Origin of the sequence: Exiguobacterium sp. SH1S21, from assembly GCF_004337175.1 — a bacterium.
GTDB classification, from domain to species: Bacteria; Bacillota; Bacilli; order Exiguobacteriales; family Exiguobacteriaceae; genus Exiguobacterium; species Exiguobacterium aurantiacum_A.
In genome coordinates this window covers 81,631-108,253 of record NZ_SJUY01000009.1, presented here as the reverse complement: position 1 = coordinate 108,253, position 26,623 = coordinate 81,631, and the positions used below count along the sequence as shown (strand labels likewise).

The following is a 26,623-nucleotide window of genomic DNA, read 5'->3' as shown; positions in this document are numbered from 1 at the left end:
ACAATCCCTTGTCTGGTGGCGATAGCGAAGCGGCCACACCCGTTCCCATGCCGAACACGGAAGTTAAGCGCTTCAGCGCCGAAAGTAGTTGGGGGTCTCCCCCTGTGAGGATAGGACGTTGCCAGGCCATATGAAGGACGACCAAGCCCACGCTTGGTCGTTCTTTTGTTTGATGTATAACAAAACAAACTATTTTTAGAAAAAGCGTTGACTTTTTAATTAAACAGCGGTATTATAATAATTGTCTGGTGGCGATAGCGAAGCGGTCACACCCGTTCCCATGCCGAACACGGAAGTTAAGCGCTTCAGCGCCGAAAGTAGTTGGGGGTCTCCCCCTGTGAGGATAGGACGTTGCCGGGCCATATGAAGGACGATCAAGCACATGCTTGGTCGTCCTTTTTTTAGTTTGATATGTAATATATATTCGACTTTGTGTAAAAAATATATTACATTGTATATAAGAAGAGGGATTGCATGAAAGAAGGCGAGCGAGCATGGTTAGAAAAGAACAAGGTCATCTTCAAAATCGATTGAGTGTTTTACGAGCTGAACGTAAGTGGTCGCAAAAGCAGGTTGCTGAAATGCTAGGAGTTAGCCGCCAAACAATTGTATCACTAGAGAACAATCGTTATAGTCCGTCGCTAAAACTTGCATTTGAAATCGCTAGTTTATTTGAAACAACCTTACATGACGTTTTTCAATATGAAATGAAGGAGAATGAAGAATGACACTGATCTTAATGATATTGTTACCACTGTTTTTAATCGCATTTGTGATTTCAGTTAAGTTCATTTACAGCGAAGAAGGAAAGGATGAAAGAGGGCGAGAAATTACCAACGCTTCATATATGCACGCTTCTCCTATATTCCCAATCGGCTGGTTATTAGTAGAGATTTACCACAAACAATTTGAACCACTGTCGGTTGATATGTATAGAGATACAATTGCGATTATCCTTTTTGTGACGGTTATTGTGCAAGGAATAACTATCTTCACTCTCAAGCGAAGAGCGTGACAGCAAAAGAGCAAGGCGTTCTCCTCTTGAATTAAACTCTATCTAACAGAGTGTGGTTCATATAGAGAGCGTCTTTTCTCATGTATTGAAACATTTTAGGAGGAATCACGTAGATAAGGAATGAATGATCATAAATTGAGTCATGTTAATAGACAGAGCGATACAAGTGAAAAGAGGTATTTAAATGAAACATAACGTGTTTGAAACACAATCAACTTTACAACAAAGCCTTGCTGAACGAGACCGATTGGCTCGTAAACTGAAGACTCTCGACAAACAAATTACTGAACATGAGACTGTTCGAAAACAGTTGCTTAATACGTTCACGAAAGAACAGCGTGATGTCTATGACTTAGAGACATTTTCGCTCGTCAATGCATGGCGTAAGCTGCGTGGAACGTTTAGCGAGCAGCGCACGATTGAATTAGAAGAAGCGGCCCGAGCAGAATTCAAGTTGCGAGAACACGAGGCGATGGTTGATGAGTTAGTGCTTGAGCGTCGAGATTTGTATGAAACCTTTGAAACATATAACGGGATCGATGCGAAATGGGCAGCGTTTATGAAAGAAAAAGAAAGTCACCTGAAGCAGGATCCTAAGGTAAGAGAAGAATTGTACCGTCTCACGAATCAACAGGCGGAAACGAAAGAAGTGGTCGTCGAGTATAAAGAAGCGATCGCAGCAGGTAACGCAGCACGAGCTGCCATCTCAAAGGCGCTCAAACACCTCGACAGTGCGAAGAGTTGGTCAACATATGACACGTTCTTCGGAGGTGGCTTGATTGCGACAGCGATGAAACATGACGCGATCGATGCTTCTGAACGGAAGATGCATGAACTCCAATCCGCACTTGAGCGTTTCTCGCGTGAATTGGCTGATGTGAAAGGGATTGTCAGTGGCTTACACATCGAGCGTGGTTCGCTCGTCCAGTTCGCGGATTACTTCCTCGATGATATTTTTTCCGAATGGACGATGCATGGACGAATCAATGATTCGCTCGACAAAGTGAACGTGCTCGATCGCGAGATTGCCAAACTAATTGAAAAAATGACACGAGATGTCGAGCGGCTGGAACGACAACTCGAAGATACGGAAGAAAAATGGAAACAGCTCATCGTCACACGATGAGCTGTTTGGTCATTCCGGTCGCTTCAGCCAGTGACGTAACCCTTTGCCGGCATGTGGTCCGTCTGCGTAACGCGGGATGATGTGCAAGTGGGCATGGGGAACTGTCTGATTGGACGCTGTACCAACGTTCCAGCCGAGCGTATAGCCGTCAGGACCGTACGTCTCCTCTAGGAAAGACTTGGCGTCATGAAGCAAGGTGTATGTATCGCTCCATTCCGTCGGTGTTAACTCAAACGTTGTCGCCCGGTGCTGTTTCGGGACGATGACACCGGAACCGACAAGGACGTCTTGTTCGCGGTCATGCATCAGAAAGTAGCACGTGTCGTTCTCAGCGATGATGCGTTGGTACGGATCGAGATGCGGGTGACAAAATGGACAGTTCGACATTGGATTGGTACACTTCCTTTCTGTGTATAGTGTACCAAAGGGGGGAATTACGATGGAAAAATTAATAACTCACGTCATCGACCAAATTAATCTGGATGAACAAACGATCATCGGGATTTCGGGTCACGGAGGTGCCGGGAAGACGACGTTCGCCAAACAGTTACAAGCACGTCTCGGGGAGGTCAACTATATTAACACCGACCCGTATATCACGGACTCGACGCTTCGGAAGAGTGCGATGATCGACTATACGGTCGATGGGAAGGTGCATCACTATAAGATGACGGCCTGTCATCCGGCGGCGCATCACTTGTTGTCGCTCGAGCGGGACGTCCGGATGGTACGGGAAGGGGTCGGGTTTTATACGATGGATGTCCCGTATCTCGAACGGACGTGGATCAATCCCGAGAAGCAGGTCACCATCGTCGAGGGAATGAGCGTCGCCTTTCTCGATCTGAGCTATATGGATATATCGGTCTATCTATATACAGATGGCGAGACGGAGTTCGCCCGACGCGCTGCTCGTGACATAACGGAGCGAGGGATGGAGATGGAATACTTGAAAGCATCGCATGAAGAACGGCGTCTGCAATACGAGCTGTTCATGCATCCGTATCGTGACAACTTTCAAACGATCGTCTCGATTCAGGGTGACAGGTTGACGATTGAGAAAAGTCCATACAAAAACCGCTCATGAAGAGCGGTGGCTGCGTAGCGTATCTTGGATTCCGAGTCCGAGTCGGTCTTGTTCGTGCTCGAGCTGTTCCCAGGTGAGGGATCGGTGCCGGAGTTCGACGTCGGTCGCCATCGAGTCGAGCGTGCGCTGGCGTTCGATATTGTCGAGCCAGTAATAGACGTCGACCCCATTTTCATCCATGCGCCAGAATGATTTCACGACCTCGAACTCATCGGCCCAGTCGCCGACGGGCTTAAACCCATACTTTTCGACGAACGGATAAGGTCGTTCTTCACCGAGCGGGTCGATGACGTTACGGACGAACATGAGCTCGAGTCCGGCATGCTCGGTCGCCTCGAGCAACCGTTTCAACTCAGGGAGTGGTTCGATCTCGATGTTTTCGACGACGTCGAACCATACGCGTTTACCATCCGTGTCCCAAACGGTCGCCTCGACACTGTAAGGAGCGCCTGATGTCGATGGGGCATACATCGTCAAGTCGAACGTGAACGGGATATGTTCTTCTGCCCCGGGCTCAAGCACGGCCGTGAGGCGAATCGGGACTTCCTGAATGTCGGCCTCGCGGTTGAATTCGTTACCTTCAAGCGTGATGTCTTTGAATGTTGTCAGGAAGTTGAGCGTCAGTTCATGCAGACGGATCACTTTTGACGTTGGGTTCAAGACACGAAGCGTCCCGTGAACGGTTTGCTTCGGCACGAACGGGATCGTATGGAAATAAACGGACGCATCTAACTCGGAAAAGAACCATTTTTTAAAGCGGTTGCCCCATTTCGACATGTCGGTCGCGCTCCTTTTCTGTTGATAAAGTTATACTCCTTTAAGTGTTCCCGATTCCAATTTCCAAAAAACATTAAGAAAAAGGTTGCATTTTATAACCGTCTCGCTTATTATAGAGGATGTCGAAACAATTCAAATCGTCGCGGGGTGGAGCAGTCTGGTAGCTCGTTGGGCTCATAACCCAAAGGTCGTTGGTTCAAATCCAGCCCCCGCAACCAATTTTTATTTAATTTCATATGTCGTCGCGGGGTGGAGCAGTCTGGTAGCTCGTTGGGCTCATAACCCAAAGGTCGTTGGTTCAAATCCAGCCCCCGCAACCAATTTTTAAATGAGATAGCGAAACGATGACGTTTCGTGTTTTTTTTTGCCTAAAATTGAGTGTACAATGAGTACGTATCGCTAGAATCGACTAAAGGAGAAACATCATGTATACATTGATTACCCATTCCGCGCCAGAGACGCAGGCCGTAGCGGAAAAGCTCGCCGCGCTCGTCAAAGCGGGAACGGTCATAACGCTTAACGGGGACCTCGGTGCCGGCAAGACGACGTTCACCCAAGGGTTCGCCAAAGGACTCGGCGTGACGCGTAACGTCAACAGCCCGACGTTCACCATCATGAAACAATACCAAGGGCGCTTGCCGCTCTACCATATGGACGTCTATCGTCTCGAGGACACCGGGGACGATATCGGTCTCGAAGAATACATCAATGGTGACGGCGTCGCCATCGTCGAATGGTCGAACTTGATCGAGTCGTCACTGCCGACCGAGCGCCTCGCGATCACGATCGAACGGACAGGTGACGAGGAGCGCAAAATCACGTTCATACCGACTGGTGAAGCGTATGACACGCTCGTCAAGGAGGTGCTCGCATGAAGCAACTGATGATCGACACGGCGACGACACGTCTGTCCGTCGCCCTCAGTGAGAACGGAAGCATCCAGGCAGAAGCGACGGTCATGGTCTCGAAAAACCACGCCGTCACGCTCATGCCGATGATCGAACAGCTCATGGCGGCCGTCAAATGGACACCGACCGAGCTCGAACGCATCATCGTCACGACGGGACCTGGGTCTTACACCGGCATCCGCATCGGCGTGACGACGGCAAAGACACTCGCTTATACATTGAAACTCCCGCTCGTCGGCGTATCGGCGCTCCGCCTCATGGCAGCGGCCCCGAACACCGAACTTCCGGTCGTGTCACTCATTGACGCACGGCGCGGCAACGCCTATATCGGGCACTATCAACAAAATGCACAAGTCACGCCGGACAGTCACGCCTCGGTCGCTGATTGGCTACAAGCGAACATGACGGGACCGTTCGTCGTCGTTGGTGACGTCGAGCCGTTCCGTGACGTGCTTGCAGCATATGACTATAAAGAAGCGCCGGCCGCCCACAGTTATGGTCGGGCCGGTGATCTCGTCGCTTTAGGTGAAGCGACGGCGGACGTGCACGCGTTCGAACCGGAATACCTTCGTCTCGCTGAGGCCGAGGCAAAATGGCTCGAGGGACAAAACAATGGCTGATATCAAAATCCGTCGGATGAACTGGCTCGATGTTGAAGAAGTCACGAAAGTTGAAGAGGCGTCATTCGCCATCCCGTGGACGAAAGAAGCGTTCATGAACGAGATGCTCAAGAACGAGCAGGCGATTTATTTCGTCGCCGTCCATGAACGCCGCGTCATCGGGTTCGTTGGCGTCTGGCAAATCGTCGACGAAGGGCATATCACGAACATTGCTGTCTTACCGGAATACCGGGGTCAAGGTGTTGGCAATATGCTCCTCACGCAGCTCGTCGAGTTTGCTCGTTCAAAGTCACTCGCCGCGCTCACGCTCGAGGTGCGCGTCTCAAACATTGGCGCCCAAAAACTATATGAACAGTTCGGCTTCGAGAACGCAGGTCGCCGGAAACGATACTATCAAGACAATAATGAAGACGCCTATATTTATTGGGCGAAGTTAGGAAGTGAATCACAATGAACACATCGCTCATTCTCGCGATCGAGTCGAGCTGTGATGAGACGTCGGTCGCCCTCATTCGTGACGGCAAGACGCTCTTATCGAACGTCGTCTCGTCGCAGATTGAAAGTCATAAACGGTTCGGCGGCGTCGTACCTGAAGTCGCCTCGCGTCACCACGTCGAACGGATCACGTATGTCATCGATGACGCCCTCAGTGAAGCCGGTGTGACGATGGAAGACGTCGACGCGGTCGCGGTCACGCAAGGACCAGGACTCGTCGGTGCCCTTCTCGTCGGGATCAGTGCGGCCAAAGCGCTCGCGTTCGCCCACAGTAAACCGCTCATCGGCGTCCATCATATCGCCGGACACATCTATGCGAACGAACTCGTCGAAGAGATGCAGTTTCCGCTCGTCTGTCTCGTCGTCTCAGGTGGACACACCGAGCTCGTCTATATGCCGGAGCACGGTGTGTTCGAAGTGATCGGTGAGACACGTGACGATGCGGCTGGTGAGGCGTATGACAAAGTCGCCCGCACGCTCAGTCTCCCATATCCAGGTGGCCCGGCCATCGATCGGTTGGCAGCTAGCGGGGAAGATACGTATAAATTCCCGCGTGTCCGGCTCGAGGCTGGAAGTTTCGACTTCAGCTTCAGCGGGCTCAAGTCGTCCGTCATCAACGCCGTCCATAACGCCGAACAACGCGGTGAGACGGTCGTACCAGAAAACTTGGCGGCGAGCTTCCAAGCGAGCGTCGTCGAGGTGCTAGTGGAGAAAGCGATCCGGGCCGTGAAAGAAAAAGGCGCGAAGCAACTGCTCGTCGCCGGTGGGGTCGCGGCGAACCGTGGGCTCCGGGCCGCCCTCAAGGAAGCGATGGAACGGGAAGGCATCCGTCTCGTCATCCCGCCGCTCAATCTGTGCGGGGACAACGCCGGTATGATCGGTGTGGCGGCGCATCACGCGTATGTGCGCGGCAAGCGCGATACACTGGCGATGAATGCGGTTCCTGGGTTATCCTTAGAAGAGAGCATGACAGTCTAGGGGGAACAGAGAGATGACGAAACGTATCATCATTGGAGGGCTCATCGTATTGCTCGTCGTTGCGACGTTTTTGCAAGTACGTGAGATCATCCGCGCTTATAATATCGCTTATGTAGAAGAAATCGTCCCAGAAGAGACGCGGGTCCGTTCGCTGACGGGCGCTGATGCGCTCGAAGGCATCACCCGTGTGACCGGTGAGAACACACTCATCGAGACGCTGTATGGTTATAAGAATCTAGAGGACCAAGACATCAAGAGCGTCATCGTCGTCGACCGTAACCTCGGCGTGCAGCCGAAAGCGAGCGATGCTTATTACGAGCTCTTCCCGGGTCGTGAGGCGACAGAGGAAGAAGCGGCCAAGTTCGATGCGCTCGTCAAAGAGTTCGACGAACAGCAACTGTTCGCGCAAGTCATCTCGGCGCATGAGGCCCGTTATGTGACGAACCGTGAAGAGACGTTGACGTTCTATAAAGTGTTCGTCCGCGACGTCGATACGAACGAGTACATCTTCTTTATCACGGAAGACGGTATCAAGCTCGACTTCCACACGCGCGGGTTCCAACCGCTACGTTACTTCTAACAAAAAAGCACATAGACACGGAAATAATCCGTATCTATGTGCTTTTTTACCAACATAGAGCGATATTCAGTTTTTTTGACTAACATGATTGATATCGCTCGTCCTTCTGGAGGCCACTTTTTACGCAGGAAATCTCGGAGTAGCATCAGTAACTACTATCATCGTCGCTGAATCTCCGTTGGATTGCTTTTTTTGTAGGAGTCGGATTGAAATCGGATCATCAACGTAAACGATTACCATTACACGGACGCTTGTCTTTTTCTGAGGCTTTGGTGGTCAGGAGGAAAATCAGAAATCACATGAAATGGCTTTAGAAACGGTATTTGTTGATCGTTCTAACTCTAAACAAAGGACATCACAGCCCATATCAACAAGTGCCACAAATCAATCAAAATGATGATTCGTTGACCAGCTAGCATTAAAAAGTATTTCGCCCGGAAAATCGACTGTCCCGCTTATTTCTAGCTTACTCTATGTCTATGTGTACTCCTTTATTCAGACACAAGGCCCCAGCAATCCGAAGATCCTCCTCAAGAATATCTTCCTCACCCTTCCCGAGGCCCACCTATGCACTTTGCAGGGACGGACTACTTCCATCAAATTTTTAACGGTATCCTCCACCAGGCGAAGAAGTAGCGCTTTATCTCGAAACAAATCCTCCTAACTATCTCCAAGCACATTAGTATGAATACCAACTAGAAGAAATTTGACAATGTTGATTAAAGTATCGTTACCATCCAGGAGCAAATTTTGGTACGTGTGAACGAGGTGCAAAGCTCTGACGTTCGTCAAAATGAACGTGATATGTTCATGACAGAACTGTTTATCTAGATTATCTGGCATTCATTTTCTATTATTTAAGTCTTCTTCTCGATGCAAGGCCCGAGACTGCTAAGACATTATTCGATTACGGGATCTATATCGTCCTCTTGAGAGAGTGTTCCGATAAATAGAAAGGAAAATATGGCAAGTCACCCTTCGAATACTTTCTGAAAGATAACCTCTACAGCTAACTGGCCCGCCAAGGCTTCTATTACAACACTAAGGCGAGCTAGAACTATCGATAAAAGGATGAAATTGCTTTTTATTGCGATCTCGTTCGTAAAAGGTTAAGGATAGTGTTATAAATGTTGCTCATTATTATACTTTCACATCATATGTTTATTTCACATATAGATTGTATAAATATTATCGGGATGAGGTAATCATTGATTAAATTAACTTTAGTTCATTTATATTTTAAAAAAGGTGAAAAATAAGAACGCGTGTTCTATAATAGAATTGGTGTATTTTACTTCGAAAGGGTTTTTACAAGCTAAATAGCTATAATTGTAAAAATCATGTACCATTAAAAGGAGAGTTTTATAAATTATTAAAATTTTTTGATGGTACGGAGGGTAAAAATGATTAGTACACCTTTTGGTACATACAATGGGGACAGTTGGGAAGAACATTGTCAGGCTTTCTTAAAATTAAGGTATGAGGTTAATGGTTATCAAGAAATGACAGCACATACGAATGGTGATTTAGGAATTGAGGGCTTCACAAGGGATGGTGTAGTTTTCCAATGTTATTGTCCCGATGAAGAATACGATTCTACAAAACTATTCATTCATCAACGAAATAAAGTTACTGGGGATTTAAAAAAATTAAATAAATATAAAACTCAATTATTAAAGTTTTTTCAAGGAGTTAAAATCAAGAAGTGGATTTTTCTTACTCCTAAAATTACTAATAAAGAGTTGATTAGGCATTGTCATGAGAAAGCAACGGAGTATAGAAACGATTTAACAATGAAAGATTTACTTGATGATTCTTTTGATGTTCTAGCACATGATGAAGCATTTTATGGAATAGAAATTATTCAAGCAAAGCAAATTTTAAAGAAAAAGATTAACATCAATGTAAGCTTTCCAGATGAAAAGGAGATAATTAATTGGAAACAGTGTCAGACTTCTTCTATACATGCATTGGATCGTAAAATAGGATATCTATTTAATAACTTAGACAGTGTAACAAAAGCTCAAAAAACAAATAAATATATAGACCTACAGATTAGAAATTATATTAAAGGTCAAGAGATTTTAAATCATATGAAACAAACGTATAGTTCATCGTATGAAAAGCAAGTAAAGATCAAAAGTTCAATTGCGACTCATTTAGAAGAAGAAGTATTGCTGACCGATTTATCTCCAAAACAATTATTGGATAATACTTTAGAAAAATACAAGGAAGCCTTAGTTGGAGAAAATTTCCACGATATTTTCGAATATTCAGTATACAATGATTTGTGCCGTGAAGCGATTGCTAGTTGGCTAATTGACTGCCCATTGGACTTTGGAGGATAAAGATGAATTTACCGTTAAATGAAATTAAAGAAATTAAATTTAAGAGAAAAAGAATTCCTATATCACCTGAAATGAGACCTATGTATAGAATATCTCAAGTTATTCTTATTTTGTACCTTTCATCAACGAAACAAACAGCATCGTTATTAAAGCTACAATTATTTAATTGGAGTTTGCAAAATGAAGGTCGCTATACTAGGTTACTAAAACTAAGAGAAAGTAAAGACTTTCCAATTATTCGTTTTGATCCTTTTTTAAATCGTGCTTTAAACTACGGAGTAGCATTAGAGGTTTTTTCATTTAGTGATAAAACTGGGAAATTTTCATTAACCATAAAAGGAGAAGAACTAGCCATAGAGATAATGAGGGAAGAGACACTTATGGTTGAAAAAAAATTCTTAATGACAATTAAAAAGAGCCTATCTGACACATATATTATTGAATTATTCAAAGAGAGGTATCCTTCATGAATCGCATAAAATTAAATCGCTTAAAAATAACTATTAAAACTGAAAAAGAAATATTCGGAACCGACATTCCTTTTCAATCTGGGTTTAATATTTTGCGAGCTAGAAATACAAAAGGAAAAAGTTCCACTATAAACTCTATACTTTATGTACTCGGTATTGAAGAAATGTTAGGTGGACGAAATGCGAAAACCATGAAGCCTGTCTTAAAAGATAAGTTAATATTTATGGGCGACGAAATTCCTATTTTGGAATCAAAAGTGGAATTAGAGATATCTAATAGTACAGAAAATATTGTAACCCTAACTAGATGGATTAAGTCTCCAGATATTGATGAAAAATTGGTCAGAGTTCATTTTGGAGCAAAATTATCTAAAGAAGACAAAGTAAATTTTAAAGATTATTATGTTCATATGAACGGTTCTGCGTCTGAAAACGCCGGATTTCATTCTTTTCTTGCGACTTTTATAGGATGGGAATTGCCAGAAGTTCCAACATTCGAAGGTAAAGATAGAATTTTGTACATGCAGACTCTTTTCCCGCTCTTTTTTGTTGAACAAACCAAGGGTTGGGGGAGTTTTTATTCACCTATTCCGGGCAGTTTTGGGATCAGAGATTCATCTAAGCGTTCATTTGAATTCTTATTGAACATGGATGTGACAAAGAATACAAAAGAACGAGAAGAACTAAAAATTTTTCGAGCATTGCTTTTGAATAGGTGGTCTACGCTAAAAGTAGAGATTGAAGAATTGGCAATTAGCGTTAATGCTGAAATTCCAAGTTTACCTGAGAATCCAACTACCATGAGGAAATTGACTTTAAATGTATATGATGAAAACAAAAAGTCTATGCCGATTATTGATCGTATATTTAAATTAGAGAGTGTTATAAAGGAAAAAGAGAACTACAATGTGGTTAAGATATCTGATGTTGCAACCGAATATGAAACAAAGATTAAGGAGCAAGACATTTTTGTGTCACAATTACAAAATGAACTAAACTCTATTCGACAGGATTTAAATCTAGAAAAAAATAATCAGAAATCAATGAATGAAAACTTAGAACACCTAGAAATAGATTTAAAAAGAAATCAAGAAGCTGAAAAATTATACAGGTTGGGATCAAATCTTGACTTAAGTTTCTCTCATCATATTTGTCCAACATGTAATCAAAGTGTTGAAGACTCTCTGATGCCTTCAGAAACAAGTATTCAGCCTTTAGATTTAAAAGAAAATATAAAATTTATAAAAGAACAAATTAGTACACTAAAATTTGGAGTACAGCAATCTAAGAATGTTTTAAAAAATAAATACTCTAAATATGCTGCAATTGCCGAACACCTTGATAATGCAAGGAGAGAGTTGAGATTATACAAAGAGGAATTGAACGAAAATCCTCAGTTACCTACAAAAAGGGAATTGGAAAAATTAGTAGAATTGAAGATTCTTCTAAAGACACTTTTAAAAGCTAACGAATCATTTGAAAAAATAGAACAGAGGTTTGAATCTATCAAAATAGAATGGGAAGATTACTTGTTTAGAAAAAAATCTTTACCTAAAAATTATTTCTCCAGTTTAGACAATAAAAAGATAGATAACTTTGAGAAAGAATTCTTGAATTTGCTTGAAACCTTTAGCTTTTCTAGTATTAACACGAATGAAATTAGAATTTCTCTTGATAAATATACTCCTACCGTTAGTGGATTTGATATCAAATTTGGTTCTTCAGCAAGTGATAATATTCGTTTGATTTGGTCTTACATGCTTGCTATGTATAAAACGAGTCAAAACTTCAATGGAAATCATCCCGGATTTATAGTGTTTGATGAACCAGGACAACAACAAATGGCGGTTAAAAGTCAGAAGCAGCTATTTGAAGTATTATCGACAACAAAAGTACAAACGATTGTAGGTACTTCACTCGAACCAGAAGAAATTGAAGAATTGACAAAAAATCTTACCCTTAATGTAATTGATCTTGGGGAAGAGTATATTATTAAACCTCTACATAGTTATCAAAATGAATAAGATAAAAAAGTTATAGCTTTTAGTTAAAACCATAATATCTTTAGTAGAAAATAGACATAACAATAGACCGTATCCTTATAAAGAGGAGCGGTCTATTTATATGGTGTATTTTGGGTTAACGATAGTTCTCTCGATACCATGTGTTAATACGGCTCACGATGAAGACGACCAAGGCGAGCACCCACATGAACAGCGTCTCTTGATAGAAGTGGCCCCAGACCGAGCCGGGCGTATAGAAGCTATGCACCGTGACATCGACCGGCCAAATGACGAGCCGGATGAACAACGTGCTCATAAGCAAGCCGCTGAACAGGCTGATGACGATACCGGACCATGTTTGGATGATGAACCCGACGACGATCGGCAGGAAGTAAAACAAAATGATCGGGACGTTCGTCGCCTCGCCGCGGATGAGTTCCGAGATATACTCGGTCCCACTCGGCACGATGTAGACGAACCCGGTCAGGAACGCATGCATCCAATCGATCCGCATGGCACGGGAACGCATCATGAATGGAGTTCCTCCCATTCTGCGAACAGTTCTGTGATCGACTCTTTCGTCGCATCGGACTCGGTCGACAGTTCTTGGGCGCGGGCGAAGTCGTTGAACACGTCCGGTTCGCATAACAGCTGCTCGATTTCTTCAAGCCGCGCTTCGTGGCGCTCGATTGTCAGCTCGATCTCTTCGACCCGCTGTTTCAACCGGCGTTCTTCGCGCTGCTGTTCCTTGTCGGCGCGCTGCTTCTTGACGACGACTTGTTTCGTCTCCTCGCGGGCGAGCCGGGCAAGGTCCTCGAGCTCTTCTTTCTTCTCGACGTAATACGAGTAGTCGCCGAGGTACTCATCGATGCCGTTCGGCGTGATCTCTAAGACACGCGTCGCGAGCCGGTCGATGAAGTAACGGTCGTGGGAGACGAACAGGATCGTCCCAGGATAGTCGACGAGCGCGTTCTCGAGGATCATCTTCGAGTCGAGGTCCAAGTGGTTCGTCGGCTCATCCAAGACGAGCAAGTTCGGTTGCTCGAGCTTGAGCTTGGCGAGCGTCAGCCGGGCCCGTTCGCCGCCGGATAGTTCTTGGACGCGTTTCATGACGTCGTCGCCGCTGAACAAGAACTGGCCGAGCAGACTGCGGACTTCTTGCTCGCGCATGAGCGGCCAGTCGTTCCAAATCTCATCGATGACGCGGTTCGCGTCCGACAAGTTCTGTTGTTCCTGGTCGTAGTAGCCGATCTCGACGCCGGTACCGTAGCGGATGTCACCGGTGAGCGGTGGTTGTTGTTTCGTCAACACTTTGAGGAGCGTCGATTTGCCGACCCCGTTCGGGCCGACGAGGGCGACCGACTCGCCGCGCTGCAGTTGGAAACGCAAGTGTTGTGCGATCGGTTCTTCGTAGCCGATGGCGAGGTCGCTGCCGCTCAACACATCGTTCCCGCTTTGACGTTTGATCGAGAACGACAACACCGCGCTCCGCTCATCACCGTCCGGCACGTCCATGCGGTCGATCTTCTCGAGCCGCTTGCGGACGCTTTGGGCGCGTTTCGTCGTCGTCGCCCGGGCAATGTTCCGTTGGATGAAGTCTTGCATCTTGGCGATCTCTTCTTGTTGCGAATCGAACTGTTTCTTCTCTTGCTCGTAGAGCGCGGCCTTCTGCTCGAGGAATTTCGTATAGTTCCCGACGAAGCGGCGGCTGCGGTTGCGTGACAGCTCGTAGACGACAGAGACGACGCGGTCGAGGAAGTAACGGTCGTGGGAGACGATGAGGACGGCACCTTTATAGCCGCTCAAATATTTCTCGAGCCAGCTGAGCGTCTCGATGTCCAAATGGTTCGTCGGCTCATCCAAGATGAGCAGGTCCGGGCTTTGCAGGAGCATCTTCGCTAAGGCAAGACGTGTCCGCTGTCCGCCTGAGAGCGTATCGATCCGACGTTCGAAGTCGTCCGGATAAAACCGCATCCCGTGCAAGATCGAGCGGATCGTCGCTTCATACTGATAGCCGCCGCGGTCTTTGAACGTGTGCTGCTCCTCGTCATACGCCGCGAGCAGACGCTCGTAGGCGGCCGGGTCGTTCAAGATCCGCTCCGAACCCATGTCTTGCTCCATCTGGCGGAGCGTCTTCTCCTGTTCGATCAAGTCGGTGAAGACGGTGAGCATCTCGTTCCACATCGTCTCGTTCGATTCTAATCCTGAGTCTTGGGCGAGGTAGCCGATCGTCACGTCTTTTGGCTTCATGATGTCGCCCGAGTCATAGTTGTACTCGCCGGCGATGACTTTTAACAGCGTCGACTTACCGGCGCCGTTGCGGCCGACGAGGGCGACGCGTTCGCCTTCTTGGATTTCTAGTTTGACATTCTCTAAAATCGGCTCGACGCCGAACGATTTGGATAAGTTGTTGACTTGCAGTAGGATCAAGTGAAAAAACCCCTTTCTCTCTGTTTAGTATACTTTATTTCTTCCCCTTTTCAGGTATATTCATTGAGTGCTTATGTGAATTCGTTTACAATCAAGGTGTATGAAATCAGATTCGTTTGAAACGCGTCGTAAAAAGGAGGCTCTTTCCGTTGAGTCAAAACGAACCAAAGATTCCGCAAGCGACAGCCAAACGGTTGCCACTATACTATCGGTTTATCCAAAGCCTACATTCGTCAGGGAAACAGCGTGTCTCTTCTGCTGAACTGAGCGAGGCGGTCAAGGTCGATTCGGCAACGATTCGCCGTGACTTCTCATACTTCGGTGCGCTCGGTAAAAAGGGATATGGCTATAACGTACAGTATCTGTTAGAATTTTTCCGTAAGACGCTGAATCAAGACGAGATCACGAACGTCGCCTTGGTCGGGGTCGGTCATCTCGGGACAGCGTTCGTCAACTATAACTTCCTTAAAAACAATAACACACATATCGTCGTCGGGTTCGACGCAGACGAGACAAAAGTCGGCACGACGATGTCAGGTGTCCCGATTCATCACGTCGATGAGATGGAACAGATCATGAAGCAAAACAAGATCGATGTCGCCATCCTCACGGTCCCGTCCGCTTACGCGCAACCGGTCGCCGATGATTTGGTCCGCTATGGCGTTCGAGGAATCTTGAACTTCACGCCGGCACGATTGACTGTACCGGACACGGTCCGCGTCCATCATATCGACTTGTCGATCGAACTCCAGTCGCTCATTTACTTTATGCAACACTATCCATCCGCTGAGGGGGTCCATCAATAATGGAATTTCTACAATCATCACTCGTCGTCGGTATGCCAGGTGGCGTCAGTATTTTCGTCATCGCCATCATCGCGCTCATCCTCTTCGGGCCGAAGAAATTGCCAGAGTTCGGCCGGGCAGCAGGGCAGACGCTCCGTGAGTTCAAAAATGCCACGAACGGTATGATGAAAGAGCACGACGAGACCGACAAGAAAGAAATTGAGAAGAAAGAGCAGTAAGCCATGAGCCATCAACCTGATCAAGAACGGGCACTGTCCGATCACTTGACAGAGCTGCGGAGACGACTGATGCTGTCGGCATTTGTCGTCTTTGCCTTCTTTCTGATCGCTTTGCCGAGTGTCAAGTACGTGCTCGCCTATCTGCAGGCGGACCTCGTCGAACGAGGGCTCGAGCTGAACGCCTTTGGGGTCGCGGACCCGCTCATGATCTACTTGAACTTGGCGCTCGTCATCGGGCTCGTCGCATCGGGTCCATTTCTACTGTATCAACTGTGGGCGTTCGTCGCACCTGGTCTGCATCCGAATGAACGAAAATGGACGCTCGCCTATATCCCGGTCATCTTTATCTTGTTCCTCATCGGTCTCGCATTCGCCTACTATTGGTTGTTCCCGCTCGTCCTCGATATCTCGACGGACCTCGGGCAAGACCTCGGTCTGACACAGATCATCGGAGCGACGAACTATTTCACGTTCCTGTTGCAGCTGACGATCCCGTTCGGGCTGTTGTTCCAACTTCCGGTCGTGACGATGTTCTTGACACGCATCGGTGTCGTGACACCGTACTTCCTCTCGAAAATTCGGAAGTACGCTTACTTCGCCTTGTTCGTCATCGCGGCATTCATCACGCCGCCGGATTTGACGTCGCACCTCATGGTGTCGCTGCCGCTCTTCTTCCTATATGAGATCAGCTTATCGATCTCGCGCGTGACGTATCGCGGTGTGCTCCGACGTGAGAAAGAAGCGCAAGTGAAAGAACAGATGGATTTGATGAAACAAATGAATGAGAAATGAACACTACGTCATGAGACGGAGTGTTCTTTTTTTAAAATTTAGGGCTATTCAATTTTGAAAAAACAACTTAAAATTAGTAATGTTAAATCAAAAATGGATTATTTTTGAAAGTTATGTATTCATAAACAGAAATGAGGAGAACGATGAACAAATGGTTATGGAGCATACTCGTTGTGCTCGTCATGGTGGCGGCGCCCGGATTAGATGTTCGGGCAGATAGTTATGCCAAGCCTGAAATTATTCCGGCGGGAGAAGTGGTAGGAAATAGTGAATATGTGTGGCGCTCGGGAGATCCTGAGACGCTCGTACATGTGAAGACCGGTGAAGTCTATACATTACCGATTCGAGTGTCTGCTGCTTATAATATTTATGCGATCGGGGACGGCCGATTTATGTTAAAAGGGTGGCCGGAGTGGGTGATGTGGGATATACGTACGAATGTAGCGACGACATTCCCAATCGAAGCAGGAAGTGAGAATCGACTCGTCTCAACGAATGTAACAACAGGAATGATGTTATGGGCTGATGACGAAAAGTATATCATCACATCGATGTCAGGTGATATTCGCGGATCACTCACGAAAGGCAGTGGTCAGGTATACAGTTTGCTCGACGATGGGAACGTCCTCGCGTTCGCCGGCGGTCAAGTGACGAAGCGGACGGTTACAGGAGAAGTGCTTGAGACAATCAGTTCCTATTCAGGACAGGTGAAGTGGGCCCGTCACATCAAAGAAGCGAATCAATGGTTCGTAATCAAAAGCGATGACTCGGAGCACATGTTTATTTTCGATTTGGCGACGAAACGATGGATTGAGAAAGATGCGCCAGACGTAAGTAATCTTACGTGGAAAGACGGCACCTACTACTTTATGACGCGAGAAATGTATACGACATTCTATGTCAGTTATAACGTCAGCACGAATGAGTGGAAAGAGGCACCAATTGATGACGCTGACATTCGACAACACGGTCCTTGGTACGTTTTTGGCATGAAGAAGACGGAGGTCTACACACCGGAGTCTTTATGGAAAGCGCCATGGCAATTGAATATTAATGTTCCGAAAACGACGACTCGCTATGAGGTAGGTCGTCCCTATGAGGTCAGCGGAACGGCGACACTCGTCGATGGAACAGCCTTACCGATTCCATGGACTGAGCTGACTGCACGTTTAGCCTATCAAGACGATCCATTCGTTTGGGAGCAAGGGAAACTGACGCTACAGACGAATGAATCGTATGACATGATTTTTAAGTGGAACGATTTTGAGCGACGGTTAGACTTATGGGCATCGAAATATGTGCCGCTCACGCTCGACCCGCCAACCGGTGTCTTAGGCCCAATCAGCGGGAAGACGGCACCGAACACGCCGGTGTTTGTCAGCGTGACGAAAAACTTGTATCAATCGAATTCATCGGATTCATTGTTGAACTATCAATCGACGACGGTCCAATCAGATGAATCAGGGCGCTATACGTGGCAACCGGCGCGTTGGTTCACACCGGGGTCTCGCGTGACCGTGAAAATCGGTAGTAAGTCTGGCGTGTACGCCGAACCAATCGAACTTCAGACGGTCAAGGAGAGTGAGGAGACGTCACCTAACGGCATCTCGGTTCTGACGAAAACCGTCACTTCAGGTGTCACGTTAAAAACGACGCCGAACGCCTCGGTGGATGTGTTGATTCGCAGTGGGAAATACTACGAAATTTCGAATGAGCAGGCAGATGAGGACGGACTCATTTCGATTAAAGAGTTCAATACGATGCCTGTAGACATCGGAACAAAAGTCTACTTCAAATTAAAAGAGGCACCCGCTTCAGCGTTCCGACTCACAACCGTGGAGACAAGAGTGGAACCGCCTGTCTTTACTTGGACTCGGACACCGTTGATTTATGACAAATCCATCAACGTTACATCGAATACCGATCAGGCCTATCGCATTTATCGAAATGGGATGCATGTGGCGACAACACGTGCGATGCCGTACACGTTTGACACCCCACTGAAAGAAGGGGATGTCATCCTCGTCACACGCTCGAGCGGCGATGCGACGTACGAACTCACGAAGACGGTCCGTGCGTTCACTCCGACGCTCAGTGTGACGGATACGTTGATGACGAAGACACAAGCGACACTCTCAATCAAGAAGACGAGCACGGCGACAGTTCGATTTTACGTGAATGATAAGCTCGTCACGGCGAAACGTCTGTCGACGACGCGTTACACGATCCCGGCCAAACCTGGGGATGTGATTCGTGTCCGAGCGGCGGTCGGATCGAAGTCGCGTGACGTCTCGGTCAACTTGCCGAAGACATCGTTGTCGACGCTCTCAATCAACGATGAGAAGTCGCTTTGGGTCGGATACGTGATTCCGAACAGTACCGTCACGTTGAAGAACGGTTCGAAAGTACTTGCTACGGCCAAGGCAAGCAGTACCGGACGAGTGACGCTCCGCTTCACCCGTCAGCCGATTAACGGGACGCTGTCCTTGACGAGTCAAGGAGGACTGTTCCGCCATGTGCAGACGTTGAAAGTGACTGTTGGTCCGACGCCGACATTCGTGACGACGATTCCATCGAGTGCGTCGAAAACGCTCAAGGCGACGTCGAATGTCGCATACGGCACATTGACGCTCACGCGTGGCTCGACCGTCCTCACCAAGAAGACGGTGACGGCTACGTCGACGACGCTCAGTTTCGCCTCACAAAAGAAAGGGACGAAATTGACGCTCCGTCTCGTGACGCCGCAAGGCCGGAGTGTGACGAAAACAATTTATGTACGGTAATAGAGGAGCCATTCGCTGAAGCGGATGGCTTTTTTCTGAGATGGGGAATGTAACAAGAAAGTGATACGATTAAACCAATCAAACACACGTCAGGGGGAGAAGCGATGACTTGGGAGTACTACGGGGATGAGCTCATCATCATCGGTGTGTTGACGACAATTTTGTTGATTGCTGTGCTGAACTTTTGGAAGTCGCCATTCAAGCGGAGACTTGTCTTCTCGTTGACGCTGCTCGTCGTGGGATACGTGTCGTGTATCATCGGACTCGTCTTCGTCCGCGGATGGGACGCCCTGGGCTGGATCTTGTACGGCTTTGCCTTGTATGTGATGGGTCTCGTCACCTATATCGGTGTCGTCATCTACCACTGGGTGAAAGCGAGACGCACGTCCAATTCATGATCAAAACCGTTCCGGTCGCGGAGCGGTTTTTTGTCGTCACAACCAGCGTTCAAACTTTAGACATAATTACGTGAAAAACTGAGCAAAAGGATTGTCAAACCTTCTTGTGAAATAGTACACTAAGTTCAGAAAGCGAATGTGATATTTGTCACAAACACTAACTTGCCTACAACTCAAAGGAGAGACTACCATATGAAAATCGCAGTCATCGGATGTACACACGCAGGAACAGCAGCAGTCAAAGGCTTACTCGCCAAGCACGACAATCTCGACATCACCGTGTATGAGCGGAACGACAACGTCAGCTTCCTCTCGTGTGGGATCGCCCTCCACGTCGGTGGCGTCGTCAAACGCGCTGAAGAATTGTTTTACTCATCACCGACCGAGCTCGAAGAACTCGGCGCGACGATGCGCATGAAGCATGACGTGTTGAACATCGATACGGAAGCGAAGACGGTGCATGCGAAAAACCTCGAGACAGGGGAAGACGTGTATGACACGTTCGACCGTTTGATCGTGACGACAGGATCTTGGCCGATCGTCCCGACGCTGCCTGGAATCGAGATGACTGGGATCGAACTTTGCAAAAACTACGGCCACGCTCAGCGCATCATTGAGCGGGCGAAGGGTGCGACAAATATCGCCGTCATCGGTGCCGGCTATATCGGCGTCGAGCTCGTCGAGGCGTTCGAAGTGTACGGCAAGCACGTCACGTTCATCGACAGTGCCGACCGCATCTTGAACAAGTACCTCGACAAGTCGTTCACGGACCAACTTGAAGCCGACATGACGTCACGCGGTATCGACCTTGAGCTTGGCCAAACGGTCGAAGCGTTCCGCGGCACAGACGGAAACGTCACGCACGTCGTGACCGACAAAGGTGAGTTCGAAGCCGACCTCGTCATTCTATGTGTCGGTTTCCGCCCGAACACGGGACTGCTTGCAGGACAAGTCGACATGCTCGGCAACGGCGCCATCATCGTTGACGAATATATGCGCACGAGCAACCCGGACGTCTTCGCAGCTGGTGACAGCTGTGCCGTCTACTACAACCCGGCGCGCACACACGCCTACATCCCGCTCGCGACGAACGCTGTCCGCATGGGTACGCTCGTCGCCGAGAACCTCGTCACACCACGTGTCCGTTACCAAGGTACACAAGGAACGTCGGGTCTTCGTCTCTATGACTGGAACATCGCCTCGTCAGGCCTCACGGAAGAAGCGGCCGGATTGTTCGGCCTCGACGTCGAGAGCGTAGTGATCGAGGACGCGTACCGCCCTGAGTTCATGCCGACGGCGGAGCCGGTCCAGTTCAAACTTGTCTATGAAGTCGGCACACACCGTGTCGTCGGGGGACAAGTGCTCTCGAAAGCGGATATGACGCAAGCGGTCAACACGTTGTCGCTCGCGATCCAAAACGAGATGACGGTCGAAGAGCTCGCTTACGTCGACTTCTTCTTCCAACCGCACTACAACAAGCCGTGGCACTTCATCAACAGTGGGGCGCTCGCGGCGATGAAAGACAAAGTCAACGCATAACGCAAAAGATTCGAAAGCGGCGGCTTTCGAATCTTTTTTTATAGGTAACGTGGCGCGTCCTGCATCGAGTTGGCGAGGATGATGTAGACGAGGATGTTTCCGGGCATAATAAGAAAGAGTAACCGGACGCCGAGCGAGGACATGCCGAAGTACTCGGCGATGCCGCCGCAGACACCGGCGAGTGAACGGTCGGTCGCGGATTTTCTGAGTCGCCTATTCATGCGTGTTCACCCTTTCGAGTTTTATAATTTAAATTTAGCATATTTTCCCTGTTGCTGTGATGTTTTTTCAATCCTAAACCCGGGGAATAACTAAAGGAAAGCTGATGTGTCCCTGTATTTGTAAAAGGAGGAACCAACATGAGTAAGAAGGAAAAACAGCCGTACCATATCGTCACGTTCACGTTTCCAGAAGAGTCGATTTCGTATCAGGCGTTCAGCAAGTTGAAAAAGTATCACGCTGACGGGCTCGTCGGGTTTGAACAACTCGTCATCATCAAGCGTGAAGACAACGGGGCATTTTCATTTGAAGACGCGGTGCAGTTGAAACCGGTGACGAAGTCGACGAAAGGCGCGTTGATCGGGATGGCAGTTGGTATCCTCGGGGGACCGTTCGGGATTCTGTTCGGGACGCTCACCGGTGGACTGATCGGTGGGACGAAAGACTTGAAGCACGTCCAAAGCATTCAAGAGACGTTCAAACGGACCGTCGGTAACATCGAACCCGGTCAGACGGGCGTGATGGGAATCGGGGAAGAGTTTGACGAGTCAGTGCTCGACGGGCTCGCAAGCGAGCTCGGTGGCACGATCACCCGGACGGACGAAGAATTATAAGGGGGACTCGATACATGAAGATTGGGATATTAGGCGCAGGTAAGGTCGGGCGGACGCTCGGCCGCAAGTTCGAGGACGTCGGCTATGACGTGTTATACGGGACTCGGACCGAACGGGAAGGGACGATGTCGCTCCAAGAAGTGGCGTCAAACAGTGACGTTCTGTTACTGACGACTCCGTTCGCGGCGGCGATCGATTTGATTCAGTCGCTCCGGGATTTGGACGATAAGATCGTTATCGATGTGACGAACCCGATCGCCAAAGAGTTTGACGCGATTGAACGGCCGGAAGGGAAGTCCGGGGCCGAACATTTGCAGGACTTGGCTCCGCACGTCCGTATCGTCAAGGCGTTCAACCAGACCGGCGTCGAGAACTTGGAGAACCCTAACATGTCGATGATGTTCATCGCCGGGGACGAGCAGGAGGCGGTTCGGGCCGTCCAAGGCTTGGCCTCGAAGATTGGCTTCGACGCGCATACGCTCCACCACTTGAAGCTCGCCCGTGAACTTGAATCGCTCGCATGGTTATGGATTCATTACGCGACGAAAGAGCGGAAACATCGCAATTTCGCATTTTATTTAAAAGAGAATAACTTCTGAAAAAAGACGGTCACGCGATTGCGTGGCCGTCTGATTTCGTTAAAAGGCTGCTTGTTGCTCGTTACGAGTTTTCAACGACTCAATCGTCTCCCGCTCGATCGTTTCGACTTCGCGTTGTTGCCAACCAGGCATGAGGAACGCATCGACGAGCGCCCAAATTCCTGCTGCGAACAGCCCGACAAAACCGATCAACACAATCGTAAGGACGATTGAACCAACCGTTAGAGCGAGCATCGCGAGGGCACTACTCGTCTTTTTAAAGTAGAAACGGTGTGCGCCGAAACCTCCGAGGAAGAGCCAAAGCAAATACGCGACGACGAGATTGCGTTTCTTTTTCTCGACTTCGCTGTTGACGAGGAGCATTTCCTCGGTCGTTAAATCGGTACGTGAATAATTCATGGTGTGGTGTGCCTTCTTTCCAAAAATTGATATAATGAATTCAGACTTTATTGTAACGGGAAACGGATGAATTCCCATGATTTTCTATTTTTTTTTTGGGGAGAGAGGAATTAGCCAATGGGCTTTGCCATTTTGACGTTCATCGTCGCGTTTATTCACGTGATTGCCGGAGCGGTCGTGTTACATAAGTATCCGCAGTATAAATCGATTGCCATTAGCGTGATTGTCCTTGGCTTCATGTATGGACTATTGACGGTCGGGTTTATCGTATTATGAAGAAGCGTTCGGTAATGCTTCGTGTTCGGGAGAAGTTTTCGAACCAAGACGTACTGAAACTAGGGACGGGCGTTATGCTCGGGATGGTCGTAGTGGAACTCCTGCTCGGGGACGTGCCTCAAAGTACTTTGATGTCGTTCGCGATAGTTTTTTATTATTGGCGCCATGACGTGGCGTATTCACAGGGTGACGCGACGGGGAAAGCTATCGGGGAACAAGCAAGTACGTTCACGCTTCGCGTCGTGATTGTCGCGTTGATGATCGGGTTCTTCATCTCGTTTCGGGTCGAGACAATCGACTATTCGTTGCGCGCGCTCATGCATTACGGACTGGCGCTCGTCTTCGGATTAAAGGGCTTTGGTCTCTGGTTTTTTCAAGACCTGGAACCTTCTGTCGAACGTCACGTATAACATAGCGAGCGAGACCGGTGAAGCGACAGCTTGACCGGTCTTTTGTCGTCAGGAACTGTGGTTGAAGTCCCCGGATAACGTGAATAGACCAAAGAGTGTCGTTGTCTGTTTTTGAACGGAAGGAGTCCTGTTATGTGTACAGCCATCACGTATTCAACGAAAGATCACTATTTCGGCCGCAATCTTGACCTGAACGTCTCCTATCACGAACAAGTGACGATCACGCCTAGGAACTATCCCTTCACATATAGACGCGTGGGCGACGTCCCTCATCATTACGCGATGATCGGGATGGCGACGGTCGTCGATGACTATCCGCTTTATTATGAAGCGACGAATGAAACAGGTCTCAGTATGGCCGGGCTTAATTTTCCGGGGAACGCCGACTTCAAACCGGAGGCGAGCGGTTTAGATAACGTGACTCCGTTCGAGTTCATTCCGTGGATACTCGGACAGTGTGCCACGGTGGGCGAGGCGAAGCAACGACTTGAGACGATCAACTTAGTCAACATCGATTTCAGCAATGAACTGCGGCTGCATCCGCTCCATTGGATGATTGCCGACCAACAGCAGTCGATCGTCGTGGAGCCGCTCAAAAACGGGTTGCGTGTGTACGACAACCCAGTCGGCGTGTTGACGAACAATCCGTCGTTTGACTATCAATTGTTCAATTTGAACGACTACCGTCATGTGTCGACGAAGCTACCGGACAACACGTTTGCGAAAGCACTCGAGCTCGAAGCGTATTGCCTCGGCTTAGGCGGTCATGGCTTACCCGGTGACTTATCGTCGACGTCGCGATTCGTACGAGCGACGTTCGCCAGATTCAATTCGGTCTCCGGGCAGACTGAGTCGGAGAGTGTCAGTCAGTTCTTCAAGCTACTGGACACGGTGATGCAGACACGGGGGCTGAATGAGGCAGCGGACGGGACGTTCGAATATACGATCTATTCGTCTTGCTGCAATATGGACCGAGGCATCTATTATTATCAAACGTATGAGAACAGCCAGATCACGGCCGTGTCGCTGTTCAATGAAGATTTAGACGGGACGCGGCTGATTGCTTATCCGCTCGTCACCGGGCAACAGATTCATTACGCGAATTAAGAAACAGCCTGCTTCCTGAGAAGCGGGCTGTTTCTTAGAGTGTGTCGTTATAGAGCGGGGCTTCAGCGTCCGTACTGATGACTTTCAAATGACGCTCGTCTTTCACATAAATGCTTTTATACGCCACACGCTCATCTTCATAGAACAGAATGACGCGGTTGCCGTCGTTGTCTGTCTCGACTTTCGGTTCATATTGTGCGACATCAATCGTCTCTTCGAGCACGCCATACTCTTCGTATGTCGACAGGTCGTCTGCGTTTGAACAGGCGGCGAGAAACAGGGAAGCGATTATCGCGAGAAGTACTTTCTTCATCGTATCTCTCCTTATTTGATAGTTAACCTATCAAATATAACGCAGATTGACGTCTTTTTCAAAAGCGAATGAAACTTCTAGATGACTTCTTCGTATAGAGGGGAGAGAGGAGGTGAGCGAAATGGACGGACGTAAGATGGCCATTGGCGCCGGAATCGGATTGGTGGTCGGGGGAACCATCTTCGGTGTGTCTTCGCATCTATTGTTTCTCATCGCGAGTGTGCTGTTTTATCGGTGGCACCGACGAAAAGCCGGACAGTATCCGACCTCGATCAGAGAACGCTTGTTTTGGCGCTCTAGTGAGAAGACATGGCTTGTCGCGATCATCGTGTTCATTGTGATCTTCTTAATCGGGTTTGGTGCGACGCGCGTGACGCAATCGACACAACAGTTCGCACTGACCGCGTTGACGTATTTGTTTGCGACAAAAGGACTGTTCTTGATGAATGAGATACATATGTATGAGCAAGCGGTTGAACAGGAACAGGATGAGAGGTAAGGCATCTGGCTGTTACAAAGACGAGATGACAGAACGGATACGACAATAGGCTGACGCGGACATTCGACGCGTAGTTGCTCCATTGGCAAATCGAGCGTGAGTTGAACGAAGGCCTTTATTTCATTTCACTTTATAATGAAGAACGGAAGGACGTCTGTATCGTGAGGAGGGACTTAATGAGGAAAAAATTATTGTTTGCGTTTCTGCTCTTTAACCCAATCGTATTTGTATTGGGGTGGTGGAATGGTGAGCTCATCATGATCACGTGGGCAGCGTTCGGTGTTGTCGTGCACACGTATTATCATGAGCAACTCGAACGGCTCGACGCCGAGACAATCATATCGCTACAACGGACGGTCGATTCGAAGTTGGTGTCGTCGCTCTCGTTCGTGACGATTTTCGTATTTTTTGTCGTCGTCTGGTTCTTTGATGAGATGACCGTTCCGTTACTTGATACGCTGTACGTCATCGTTGGATTGGTGATGGTACGACGGGGTCTTTTGCTTCGACGCGCCATACTCGATGAAATGATTGATACGACAAATATTGTTTACATGAAGAAAAGCCCGAGCTCCTAAGCCCGGGCTTTCATTATGCAGATTTGTCTGACCCGTCTTTTTTCTCTTTCCGAGCGAGCGTCAAGATTTGATACACCTTGAAGAAGTCGTAAGCGGCTACGGCGATGATGAAGTACGTCCAGAAGCTGAAGCCATACTCCTGCACCGAGTAGTAGGCGAGGACCGTAAACAGAATCCCGAATGAGAGACTGAACAAAAACATGACTTTTAAGTGTCGCGGCATATGTGCCACCTCATTT

At 48.1% G+C, this 26,623-nt stretch carries 33 protein-coding genes, 2 tRNA genes and 2 rRNA genes; 29 read left to right on the top strand and 8 right to left on the bottom strand.

Annotated features, from left to right (window positions below; all coding sequences use genetic code 11):
* Window positions 1–11 precede the first annotated feature (11 nt).
* From rrf (EVJ24_RS12725) to EVJ24_RS12705, 5 genes are all read left to right on the top strand, one after another.
* Window positions 12–127, top strand: a 5S ribosomal RNA gene (rrf, locus tag EVJ24_RS12725).
* 117 nt (window positions 128–244) lie between these two features.
* Window positions 245–360, top strand: a 5S ribosomal RNA gene (gene rrf, locus EVJ24_RS12720).
* Window positions 361–494: 134 nt separating this feature from the next.
* Window positions 495–728: a helix-turn-helix transcriptional regulator gene (locus tag EVJ24_RS12715; protein WP_131441555.1), complete on the top strand. Its 234-nt coding sequence runs from the start codon at window positions 495–497 to the stop codon at window positions 726–728.
* Window positions 725–1,015: a hypothetical protein gene (locus EVJ24_RS12710; RefSeq protein WP_131441554.1), complete on the top strand. Its 291-nt coding sequence runs from the start codon at window positions 725–727 to the stop codon at window positions 1,013–1,015. The genes EVJ24_RS12715 and EVJ24_RS12710 overlap by 4 nt, the downstream gene beginning before the upstream one ends.
* Before the next feature lie 184 nt (window positions 1,016–1,199).
* Window positions 1,200–2,141 (top strand): hypothetical protein, encoded by a 942-nt coding sequence (locus EVJ24_RS12705; protein WP_131441553.1) that lies wholly within the window; start codon window positions 1,200–1,202, stop codon window positions 2,139–2,141.
* Between the two features lie 9 nt (window positions 2,142–2,150).
* Here the strand turns inward: EVJ24_RS12705 and EVJ24_RS12700 are convergent, their stop codons facing one another.
* Window positions 2,151–2,528, bottom strand: a complete 378-nt coding sequence (locus EVJ24_RS12700; RefSeq protein ID WP_131441552.1) for an HIT family protein — start codon at window positions 2,526–2,528, stop codon at window positions 2,151–2,153.
* 52 nt (window positions 2,529–2,580) lie between these two features.
* Here EVJ24_RS12700 and EVJ24_RS12695 point away from each other — a divergent pair, with 52 nt between their 5' ends.
* A complete protein-coding gene (locus EVJ24_RS12695) occupies window positions 2,581–3,225 on the top strand; it encodes a uridine kinase family protein (RefSeq protein WP_131441551.1) in 645 nt (214 codons plus the stop codon).
* On the opposite strand, the gene EVJ24_RS12690 is transcribed toward EVJ24_RS12695, so the two are convergent.
* Window positions 3,220–4,002 carry a sporulation protein gene (locus EVJ24_RS12690; protein ID WP_016509933.1) on the bottom strand — a complete coding sequence of 261 codons (783 nt, stop codon included), beginning with the start codon at window positions 4,000–4,002 and terminating at the stop codon, window positions 3,220–3,222. The two genes, EVJ24_RS12695 and EVJ24_RS12690, sit on opposite strands and share 6 nt — an antisense overlap.
* A gap of 141 nt (window positions 4,003–4,143) precedes the next feature.
* Between EVJ24_RS12690 and EVJ24_RS12685 the strand changes: the two genes are divergently transcribed.
* The 10 genes from EVJ24_RS12685 to EVJ24_RS12640 all read left to right on the top strand — a co-directional run bounded on the left by EVJ24_RS12685 (window position 4,144) and on the right by EVJ24_RS12640 (window position 12,425).
* Window positions 4,144–4,220 (top strand) — tRNA-Met (locus tag EVJ24_RS12685).
* A gap of 25 nt (window positions 4,221–4,245) precedes the next feature.
* A tRNA-Met gene (locus EVJ24_RS12680) sits at window positions 4,246–4,322 on the top strand.
* Window positions 4,323–4,427: 105 nt separating this feature from the next.
* A complete protein-coding gene (tsaE, locus tag EVJ24_RS12675; protein WP_131441550.1) occupies window positions 4,428–4,877 on the top strand; it encodes a tRNA (adenosine(37)-N6)-threonylcarbamoyltransferase complex ATPase subunit type 1 TsaE in 450 nt (149 codons plus the stop codon).
* Window positions 4,874–5,530, top strand: a complete 657-nt coding sequence (gene tsaB / locus EVJ24_RS12670; RefSeq protein WP_131441549.1) for a tRNA (adenosine(37)-N6)-threonylcarbamoyltransferase complex dimerization subunit type 1 TsaB — start codon at window positions 4,874–4,876, stop codon at window positions 5,528–5,530. Before tsaE ends, tsaB begins: the two co-directional genes overlap by 4 nt.
* The gene (gene rimI / locus EVJ24_RS12665) at window positions 5,523–5,984 is read left to right on the top strand and encodes a ribosomal protein S18-alanine N-acetyltransferase (protein ID WP_071399030.1); all 462 of its coding nucleotides are present in this window, start codon (window positions 5,523–5,525) and stop codon (window positions 5,982–5,984) included. Before tsaB ends, rimI begins: the two co-directional genes overlap by 8 nt.
* Window positions 5,981–7,003 carry a tRNA (adenosine(37)-N6)-threonylcarbamoyltransferase complex transferase subunit TsaD gene (tsaD, locus tag EVJ24_RS12660; protein WP_131441548.1) on the top strand — a complete coding sequence of 341 codons (1,023 nt, stop codon included), beginning with the start codon at window positions 5,981–5,983 and terminating at the stop codon, window positions 7,001–7,003. The genes rimI and tsaD overlap by 4 nt, the downstream gene beginning before the upstream one ends.
* A gap of 13 nt (window positions 7,004–7,016) precedes the next feature.
* On the top strand, window positions 7,017–7,583 hold the full coding sequence (locus EVJ24_RS12655) for a hypothetical protein (protein WP_131441547.1): 567 nt from the start codon (window positions 7,017–7,019) through the stop codon (window positions 7,581–7,583).
* A gap of 1,403 nt (window positions 7,584–8,986) precedes the next feature.
* On the top strand, window positions 8,987–9,931 hold the full coding sequence (locus tag EVJ24_RS12650) for a hypothetical protein (RefSeq protein WP_131441546.1): 945 nt from the start codon (window positions 8,987–8,989) through the stop codon (window positions 9,929–9,931).
* A gap of 2 nt (window positions 9,932–9,933) precedes the next feature.
* On the top strand, window positions 9,934–10,401 hold the full coding sequence (locus tag EVJ24_RS12645) for a hypothetical protein (RefSeq protein ID WP_131441545.1): 468 nt from the start codon (window positions 9,934–9,936) through the stop codon (window positions 10,399–10,401).
* Window positions 10,398–12,425 (top strand): hypothetical protein, encoded by a 2,028-nt coding sequence (locus EVJ24_RS12640; protein WP_131441544.1) that lies wholly within the window; start codon window positions 10,398–10,400, stop codon window positions 12,423–12,425. Before EVJ24_RS12645 ends, EVJ24_RS12640 begins: the two co-directional genes overlap by 4 nt.
* A gap of 115 nt (window positions 12,426–12,540) precedes the next feature.
* Here EVJ24_RS12640 and EVJ24_RS12635 read toward each other — a convergent pair whose 3' ends face one another.
* A complete protein-coding gene (locus EVJ24_RS12635; RefSeq protein ID WP_236637656.1) occupies window positions 12,541–12,936 on the bottom strand; it encodes a hypothetical protein in 396 nt (131 codons plus the stop codon).
* Window positions 12,933–14,834 carry an ABC-F family ATP-binding cassette domain-containing protein gene (locus EVJ24_RS12630; RefSeq protein WP_131441543.1) on the bottom strand — a complete coding sequence of 634 codons (1,902 nt, stop codon included), beginning with the start codon at window positions 14,832–14,834 and terminating at the stop codon, window positions 12,933–12,935. Before EVJ24_RS12630 ends, EVJ24_RS12635 begins: the two co-directional genes overlap by 4 nt.
* A gap of 149 nt (window positions 14,835–14,983) precedes the next feature.
* Here EVJ24_RS12630 and EVJ24_RS12625 point away from each other — a divergent pair, with 149 nt between their 5' ends.
* The 6 genes from EVJ24_RS12625 (at window position 14,984) to EVJ24_RS12600 (ending at window position 21,370) form a co-directional block, all read left to right on the top strand.
* Window positions 14,984–15,640, top strand: a complete 657-nt coding sequence (locus tag EVJ24_RS12625) for a redox-sensing transcriptional repressor Rex (RefSeq protein WP_070328993.1) — start codon at window positions 14,984–14,986, stop codon at window positions 15,638–15,640.
* Complete coding sequence (locus tag EVJ24_RS12620) at window positions 15,640–15,858, top strand: twin-arginine translocase TatA/TatE family subunit (RefSeq protein WP_286203278.1); 219 nt, start codon at window positions 15,640–15,642, stop codon at window positions 15,856–15,858. The genes EVJ24_RS12625 and EVJ24_RS12620 overlap by 1 nt, the downstream gene beginning before the upstream one ends.
* 3 nt (window positions 15,859–15,861) lie before the next feature.
* Window positions 15,862–16,650: a twin-arginine translocase subunit TatC gene (gene tatC / locus EVJ24_RS12615; protein ID WP_071399024.1), complete on the top strand. Its 789-nt coding sequence runs from the start codon at window positions 15,862–15,864 to the stop codon at window positions 16,648–16,650.
* A 143-nt stretch (window positions 16,651–16,793) separates the two neighbouring features.
* Window positions 16,794–19,433, top strand: coding sequence for a hypothetical protein (locus EVJ24_RS12610; protein WP_131441542.1), 2,640 nt, complete (start codon window positions 16,794–16,796; stop codon window positions 19,431–19,433).
* Window positions 19,434–19,537: 104 nt separating this feature from the next.
* Entirely contained in the window at window positions 19,538–19,831 is a 294-nt protein-coding gene (locus EVJ24_RS12605) for a hypothetical protein (protein WP_131441541.1), read from the top strand.
* Window positions 19,832–20,023: 192 nt separating this feature from the next.
* A complete protein-coding gene (locus tag EVJ24_RS12600) occupies window positions 20,024–21,370 on the top strand; it encodes an FAD-dependent oxidoreductase (protein WP_131441540.1) in 1,347 nt (448 codons plus the stop codon).
* A gap of 38 nt (window positions 21,371–21,408) precedes the next feature.
* Here EVJ24_RS12600 and EVJ24_RS12595 read toward each other — a convergent pair whose 3' ends face one another.
* Window positions 21,409–21,591: a PspC domain-containing protein gene (locus EVJ24_RS12595; RefSeq protein WP_071399020.1), complete on the bottom strand. Its 183-nt coding sequence runs from the start codon at window positions 21,589–21,591 to the stop codon at window positions 21,409–21,411.
* A gap of 138 nt (window positions 21,592–21,729) precedes the next feature.
* Here EVJ24_RS12595 and EVJ24_RS12590 point away from each other — a divergent pair, with 138 nt between their 5' ends.
* Together EVJ24_RS12590 and EVJ24_RS12585 are read left to right on the top strand one after the other, a co-directional pair.
* Window positions 21,730–22,203 carry a hypothetical protein gene (locus EVJ24_RS12590; RefSeq protein WP_071399019.1) on the top strand — a complete coding sequence of 158 codons (474 nt, stop codon included), beginning with the start codon at window positions 21,730–21,732 and terminating at the stop codon, window positions 22,201–22,203.
* Entirely contained in the window at window positions 22,197–22,802 is a 606-nt protein-coding gene (locus EVJ24_RS12585) for an NADPH-dependent F420 reductase (protein WP_330857587.1), read from the top strand. The genes EVJ24_RS12590 and EVJ24_RS12585 overlap by 7 nt, the downstream gene beginning before the upstream one ends.
* A 39-nt stretch (window positions 22,803–22,841) precedes the next feature.
* On the opposite strand, the gene EVJ24_RS12580 is transcribed toward EVJ24_RS12585, so the two are convergent.
* On the bottom strand, window positions 22,842–23,201 hold the full coding sequence (locus EVJ24_RS12580) for a TM2 domain-containing protein (RefSeq protein WP_071399017.1): 360 nt from the start codon (window positions 23,199–23,201) through the stop codon (window positions 22,842–22,844).
* Window positions 23,202–23,318: 117 nt separating this feature from the next.
* Between EVJ24_RS12580 and EVJ24_RS15465 the strand changes: the two genes are divergently transcribed.
* The 3 genes from EVJ24_RS15465 (at window position 23,319) to bsh (ending at window position 24,994) form a co-directional block, all read left to right on the top strand.
* Complete coding sequence (locus EVJ24_RS15465) at window positions 23,319–23,477, top strand: hypothetical protein (protein ID WP_173647387.1); 159 nt, start codon at window positions 23,319–23,321, stop codon at window positions 23,475–23,477.
* A 14-nt stretch (window positions 23,478–23,491) separates the two neighbouring features.
* Entirely contained in the window at window positions 23,492–23,887 is a 396-nt protein-coding gene (locus EVJ24_RS12575) for a hypothetical protein (RefSeq protein WP_131441539.1), read from the top strand.
* A gap of 132 nt (window positions 23,888–24,019) precedes the next feature.
* On the top strand, window positions 24,020–24,994 hold the full coding sequence (gene bsh / locus EVJ24_RS12570; protein ID WP_131441538.1) for a choloylglycine hydrolase: 975 nt from the start codon (window positions 24,020–24,022) through the stop codon (window positions 24,992–24,994).
* 34 nt (window positions 24,995–25,028) lie between these two features.
* Here the strand turns inward: bsh and EVJ24_RS12565 are convergent, their stop codons facing one another.
* Entirely contained in the window at window positions 25,029–25,307 is a 279-nt protein-coding gene (locus EVJ24_RS12565; protein ID WP_131441537.1) for a membrane lipoprotein lipid attachment site-containing protein, read from the bottom strand.
* 121 nt (window positions 25,308–25,428) lie between these two features.
* Between EVJ24_RS12565 and EVJ24_RS12560 the strand changes: the two genes are divergently transcribed.
* Together EVJ24_RS12560 and EVJ24_RS12555 are read left to right on the top strand one after the other, a co-directional pair.
* Complete coding sequence (locus tag EVJ24_RS12560) at window positions 25,429–25,806, top strand: hypothetical protein (protein WP_131441536.1); 378 nt, start codon at window positions 25,429–25,431, stop codon at window positions 25,804–25,806.
* A gap of 176 nt (window positions 25,807–25,982) precedes the next feature.
* Window positions 25,983–26,384, top strand: coding sequence for a hypothetical protein (locus EVJ24_RS12555; protein ID WP_131441535.1), 402 nt, complete (start codon window positions 25,983–25,985; stop codon window positions 26,382–26,384).
* A gap of 13 nt (window positions 26,385–26,397) precedes the next feature.
* On the opposite strand, the gene EVJ24_RS12550 is transcribed toward EVJ24_RS12555, so the two are convergent.
* Window positions 26,398–26,607: a YdiK family protein gene (locus tag EVJ24_RS12550; RefSeq protein ID WP_070329018.1), complete on the bottom strand. Its 210-nt coding sequence runs from the start codon at window positions 26,605–26,607 to the stop codon at window positions 26,398–26,400.
* Between the last annotated feature and the right edge of the window lie 16 nt (window positions 26,608–26,623).

Bases quoted from the DNA above. Each gene is read 5' to 3' on its own strand.
- EVJ24_RS12705 (WP_131441553.1), top strand. From the start codon at position 1,200: ATGAAACATAACGTGTTTGAAACACAATCAACTTTACAACAAAGCCTT.
- EVJ24_RS12580 (WP_071399017.1), bottom strand. From the start codon at position 23,201: ATGAATTATTCACGTACCGATTTAACGACCGAGGAAATGCTCCTCGTC.
- EVJ24_RS12690 (WP_016509933.1), bottom strand. From the start codon at position 4,002: ATGTCGAAATGGGGCAACCGCTTTAAAAAATGGTTCTTTTCCGAGTTA.
- EVJ24_RS12620 (WP_286203278.1), top strand. From the start codon at position 15,640: ATGGAATTTCTACAATCATCACTCGTCGTCGGTATGCCAGGTGGCGTC.
- EVJ24_RS12710 (WP_131441554.1), top strand. From the start codon at position 725: ATGACACTGATCTTAATGATATTGTTACCACTGTTTTTAATCGCATTT.
- tsaE (WP_131441550.1), top strand. From the start codon at position 4,428: ATGTATACATTGATTACCCATTCCGCGCCAGAGACGCAGGCCGTAGCG.
- tatC (WP_071399024.1), top strand. From the start codon at position 15,862: ATGAGCCATCAACCTGATCAAGAACGGGCACTGTCCGATCACTTGACA.
- EVJ24_RS12600 (WP_131441540.1), top strand. From the start codon at position 20,024: ATGAAAATCGCAGTCATCGGATGTACACACGCAGGAACAGCAGCAGTC.
- EVJ24_RS15465 (WP_173647387.1), top strand. From the start codon at position 23,319: ATGGGCTTTGCCATTTTGACGTTCATCGTCGCGTTTATTCACGTGATT.
- EVJ24_RS12575 (WP_131441539.1), top strand. From the start codon at position 23,492: ATGCTTCGTGTTCGGGAGAAGTTTTCGAACCAAGACGTACTGAAACTA.
- tsaD (WP_131441548.1), top strand. From the start codon at position 5,981: ATGAACACATCGCTCATTCTCGCGATCGAGTCGAGCTGTGATGAGACG.
- EVJ24_RS12550 (WP_070329018.1), bottom strand. From the start codon at position 26,607: ATGCCGCGACACTTAAAAGTCATGTTTTTGTTCAGTCTCTCATTCGGG.
- EVJ24_RS12695 (WP_131441551.1), top strand. From the start codon at position 2,581: ATGGAAAAATTAATAACTCACGTCATCGACCAAATTAATCTGGATGAA.
- rimI (WP_071399030.1), top strand. From the start codon at position 5,523: ATGGCTGATATCAAAATCCGTCGGATGAACTGGCTCGATGTTGAAGAA.
- EVJ24_RS12605 (WP_131441541.1), top strand. From the start codon at position 19,538: ATGACTTGGGAGTACTACGGGGATGAGCTCATCATCATCGGTGTGTTG.
- EVJ24_RS12595 (WP_071399020.1), bottom strand. From the start codon at position 21,591: ATGAATAGGCGACTCAGAAAATCCGCGACCGACCGTTCACTCGCCGGT.
- EVJ24_RS12640 (WP_131441544.1), top strand. From the start codon at position 10,398: ATGAATCGCATAAAATTAAATCGCTTAAAAATAACTATTAAAACTGAA.
- EVJ24_RS12715 (WP_131441555.1), top strand. From the start codon at position 495: ATGGTTAGAAAAGAACAAGGTCATCTTCAAAATCGATTGAGTGTTTTA.
- EVJ24_RS12635 (WP_236637656.1), bottom strand. From the start codon at position 12,936: ATGATGCGTTCCCGTGCCATGCGGATCGATTGGATGCATGCGTTCCTG.
- EVJ24_RS12565 (WP_131441537.1), bottom strand. From the start codon at position 25,307: ATGAAGAAAGTACTTCTCGCGATAATCGCTTCCCTGTTTCTCGCCGCC.
- EVJ24_RS12655 (WP_131441547.1), top strand. From the start codon at position 7,017: ATGACGAAACGTATCATCATTGGAGGGCTCATCGTATTGCTCGTCGTT.
- EVJ24_RS12560 (WP_131441536.1), top strand. From the start codon at position 25,429: ATGGACGGACGTAAGATGGCCATTGGCGCCGGAATCGGATTGGTGGTC.
- EVJ24_RS12650 (WP_131441546.1), top strand. From the start codon at position 8,987: ATGATTAGTACACCTTTTGGTACATACAATGGGGACAGTTGGGAAGAA.
- bsh (WP_131441538.1), top strand. From the start codon at position 24,020: ATGTGTACAGCCATCACGTATTCAACGAAAGATCACTATTTCGGCCGC.
- EVJ24_RS12645 (WP_131441545.1), top strand. From the start codon at position 9,934: ATGAATTTACCGTTAAATGAAATTAAAGAAATTAAATTTAAGAGAAAA.
- EVJ24_RS12590 (WP_071399019.1), top strand. From the start codon at position 21,730: ATGAGTAAGAAGGAAAAACAGCCGTACCATATCGTCACGTTCACGTTT.
- EVJ24_RS12610 (WP_131441542.1), top strand. From the start codon at position 16,794: ATGAACAAATGGTTATGGAGCATACTCGTTGTGCTCGTCATGGTGGCG.
- EVJ24_RS12700 (WP_131441552.1), bottom strand. From the start codon at position 2,528: ATGTCGAACTGTCCATTTTGTCACCCGCATCTCGATCCGTACCAACGC.
- EVJ24_RS12555 (WP_131441535.1), top strand. From the start codon at position 25,983: ATGAGGAAAAAATTATTGTTTGCGTTTCTGCTCTTTAACCCAATCGTA.
- tsaB (WP_131441549.1), top strand. From the start codon at position 4,874: ATGAAGCAACTGATGATCGACACGGCGACGACACGTCTGTCCGTCGCC.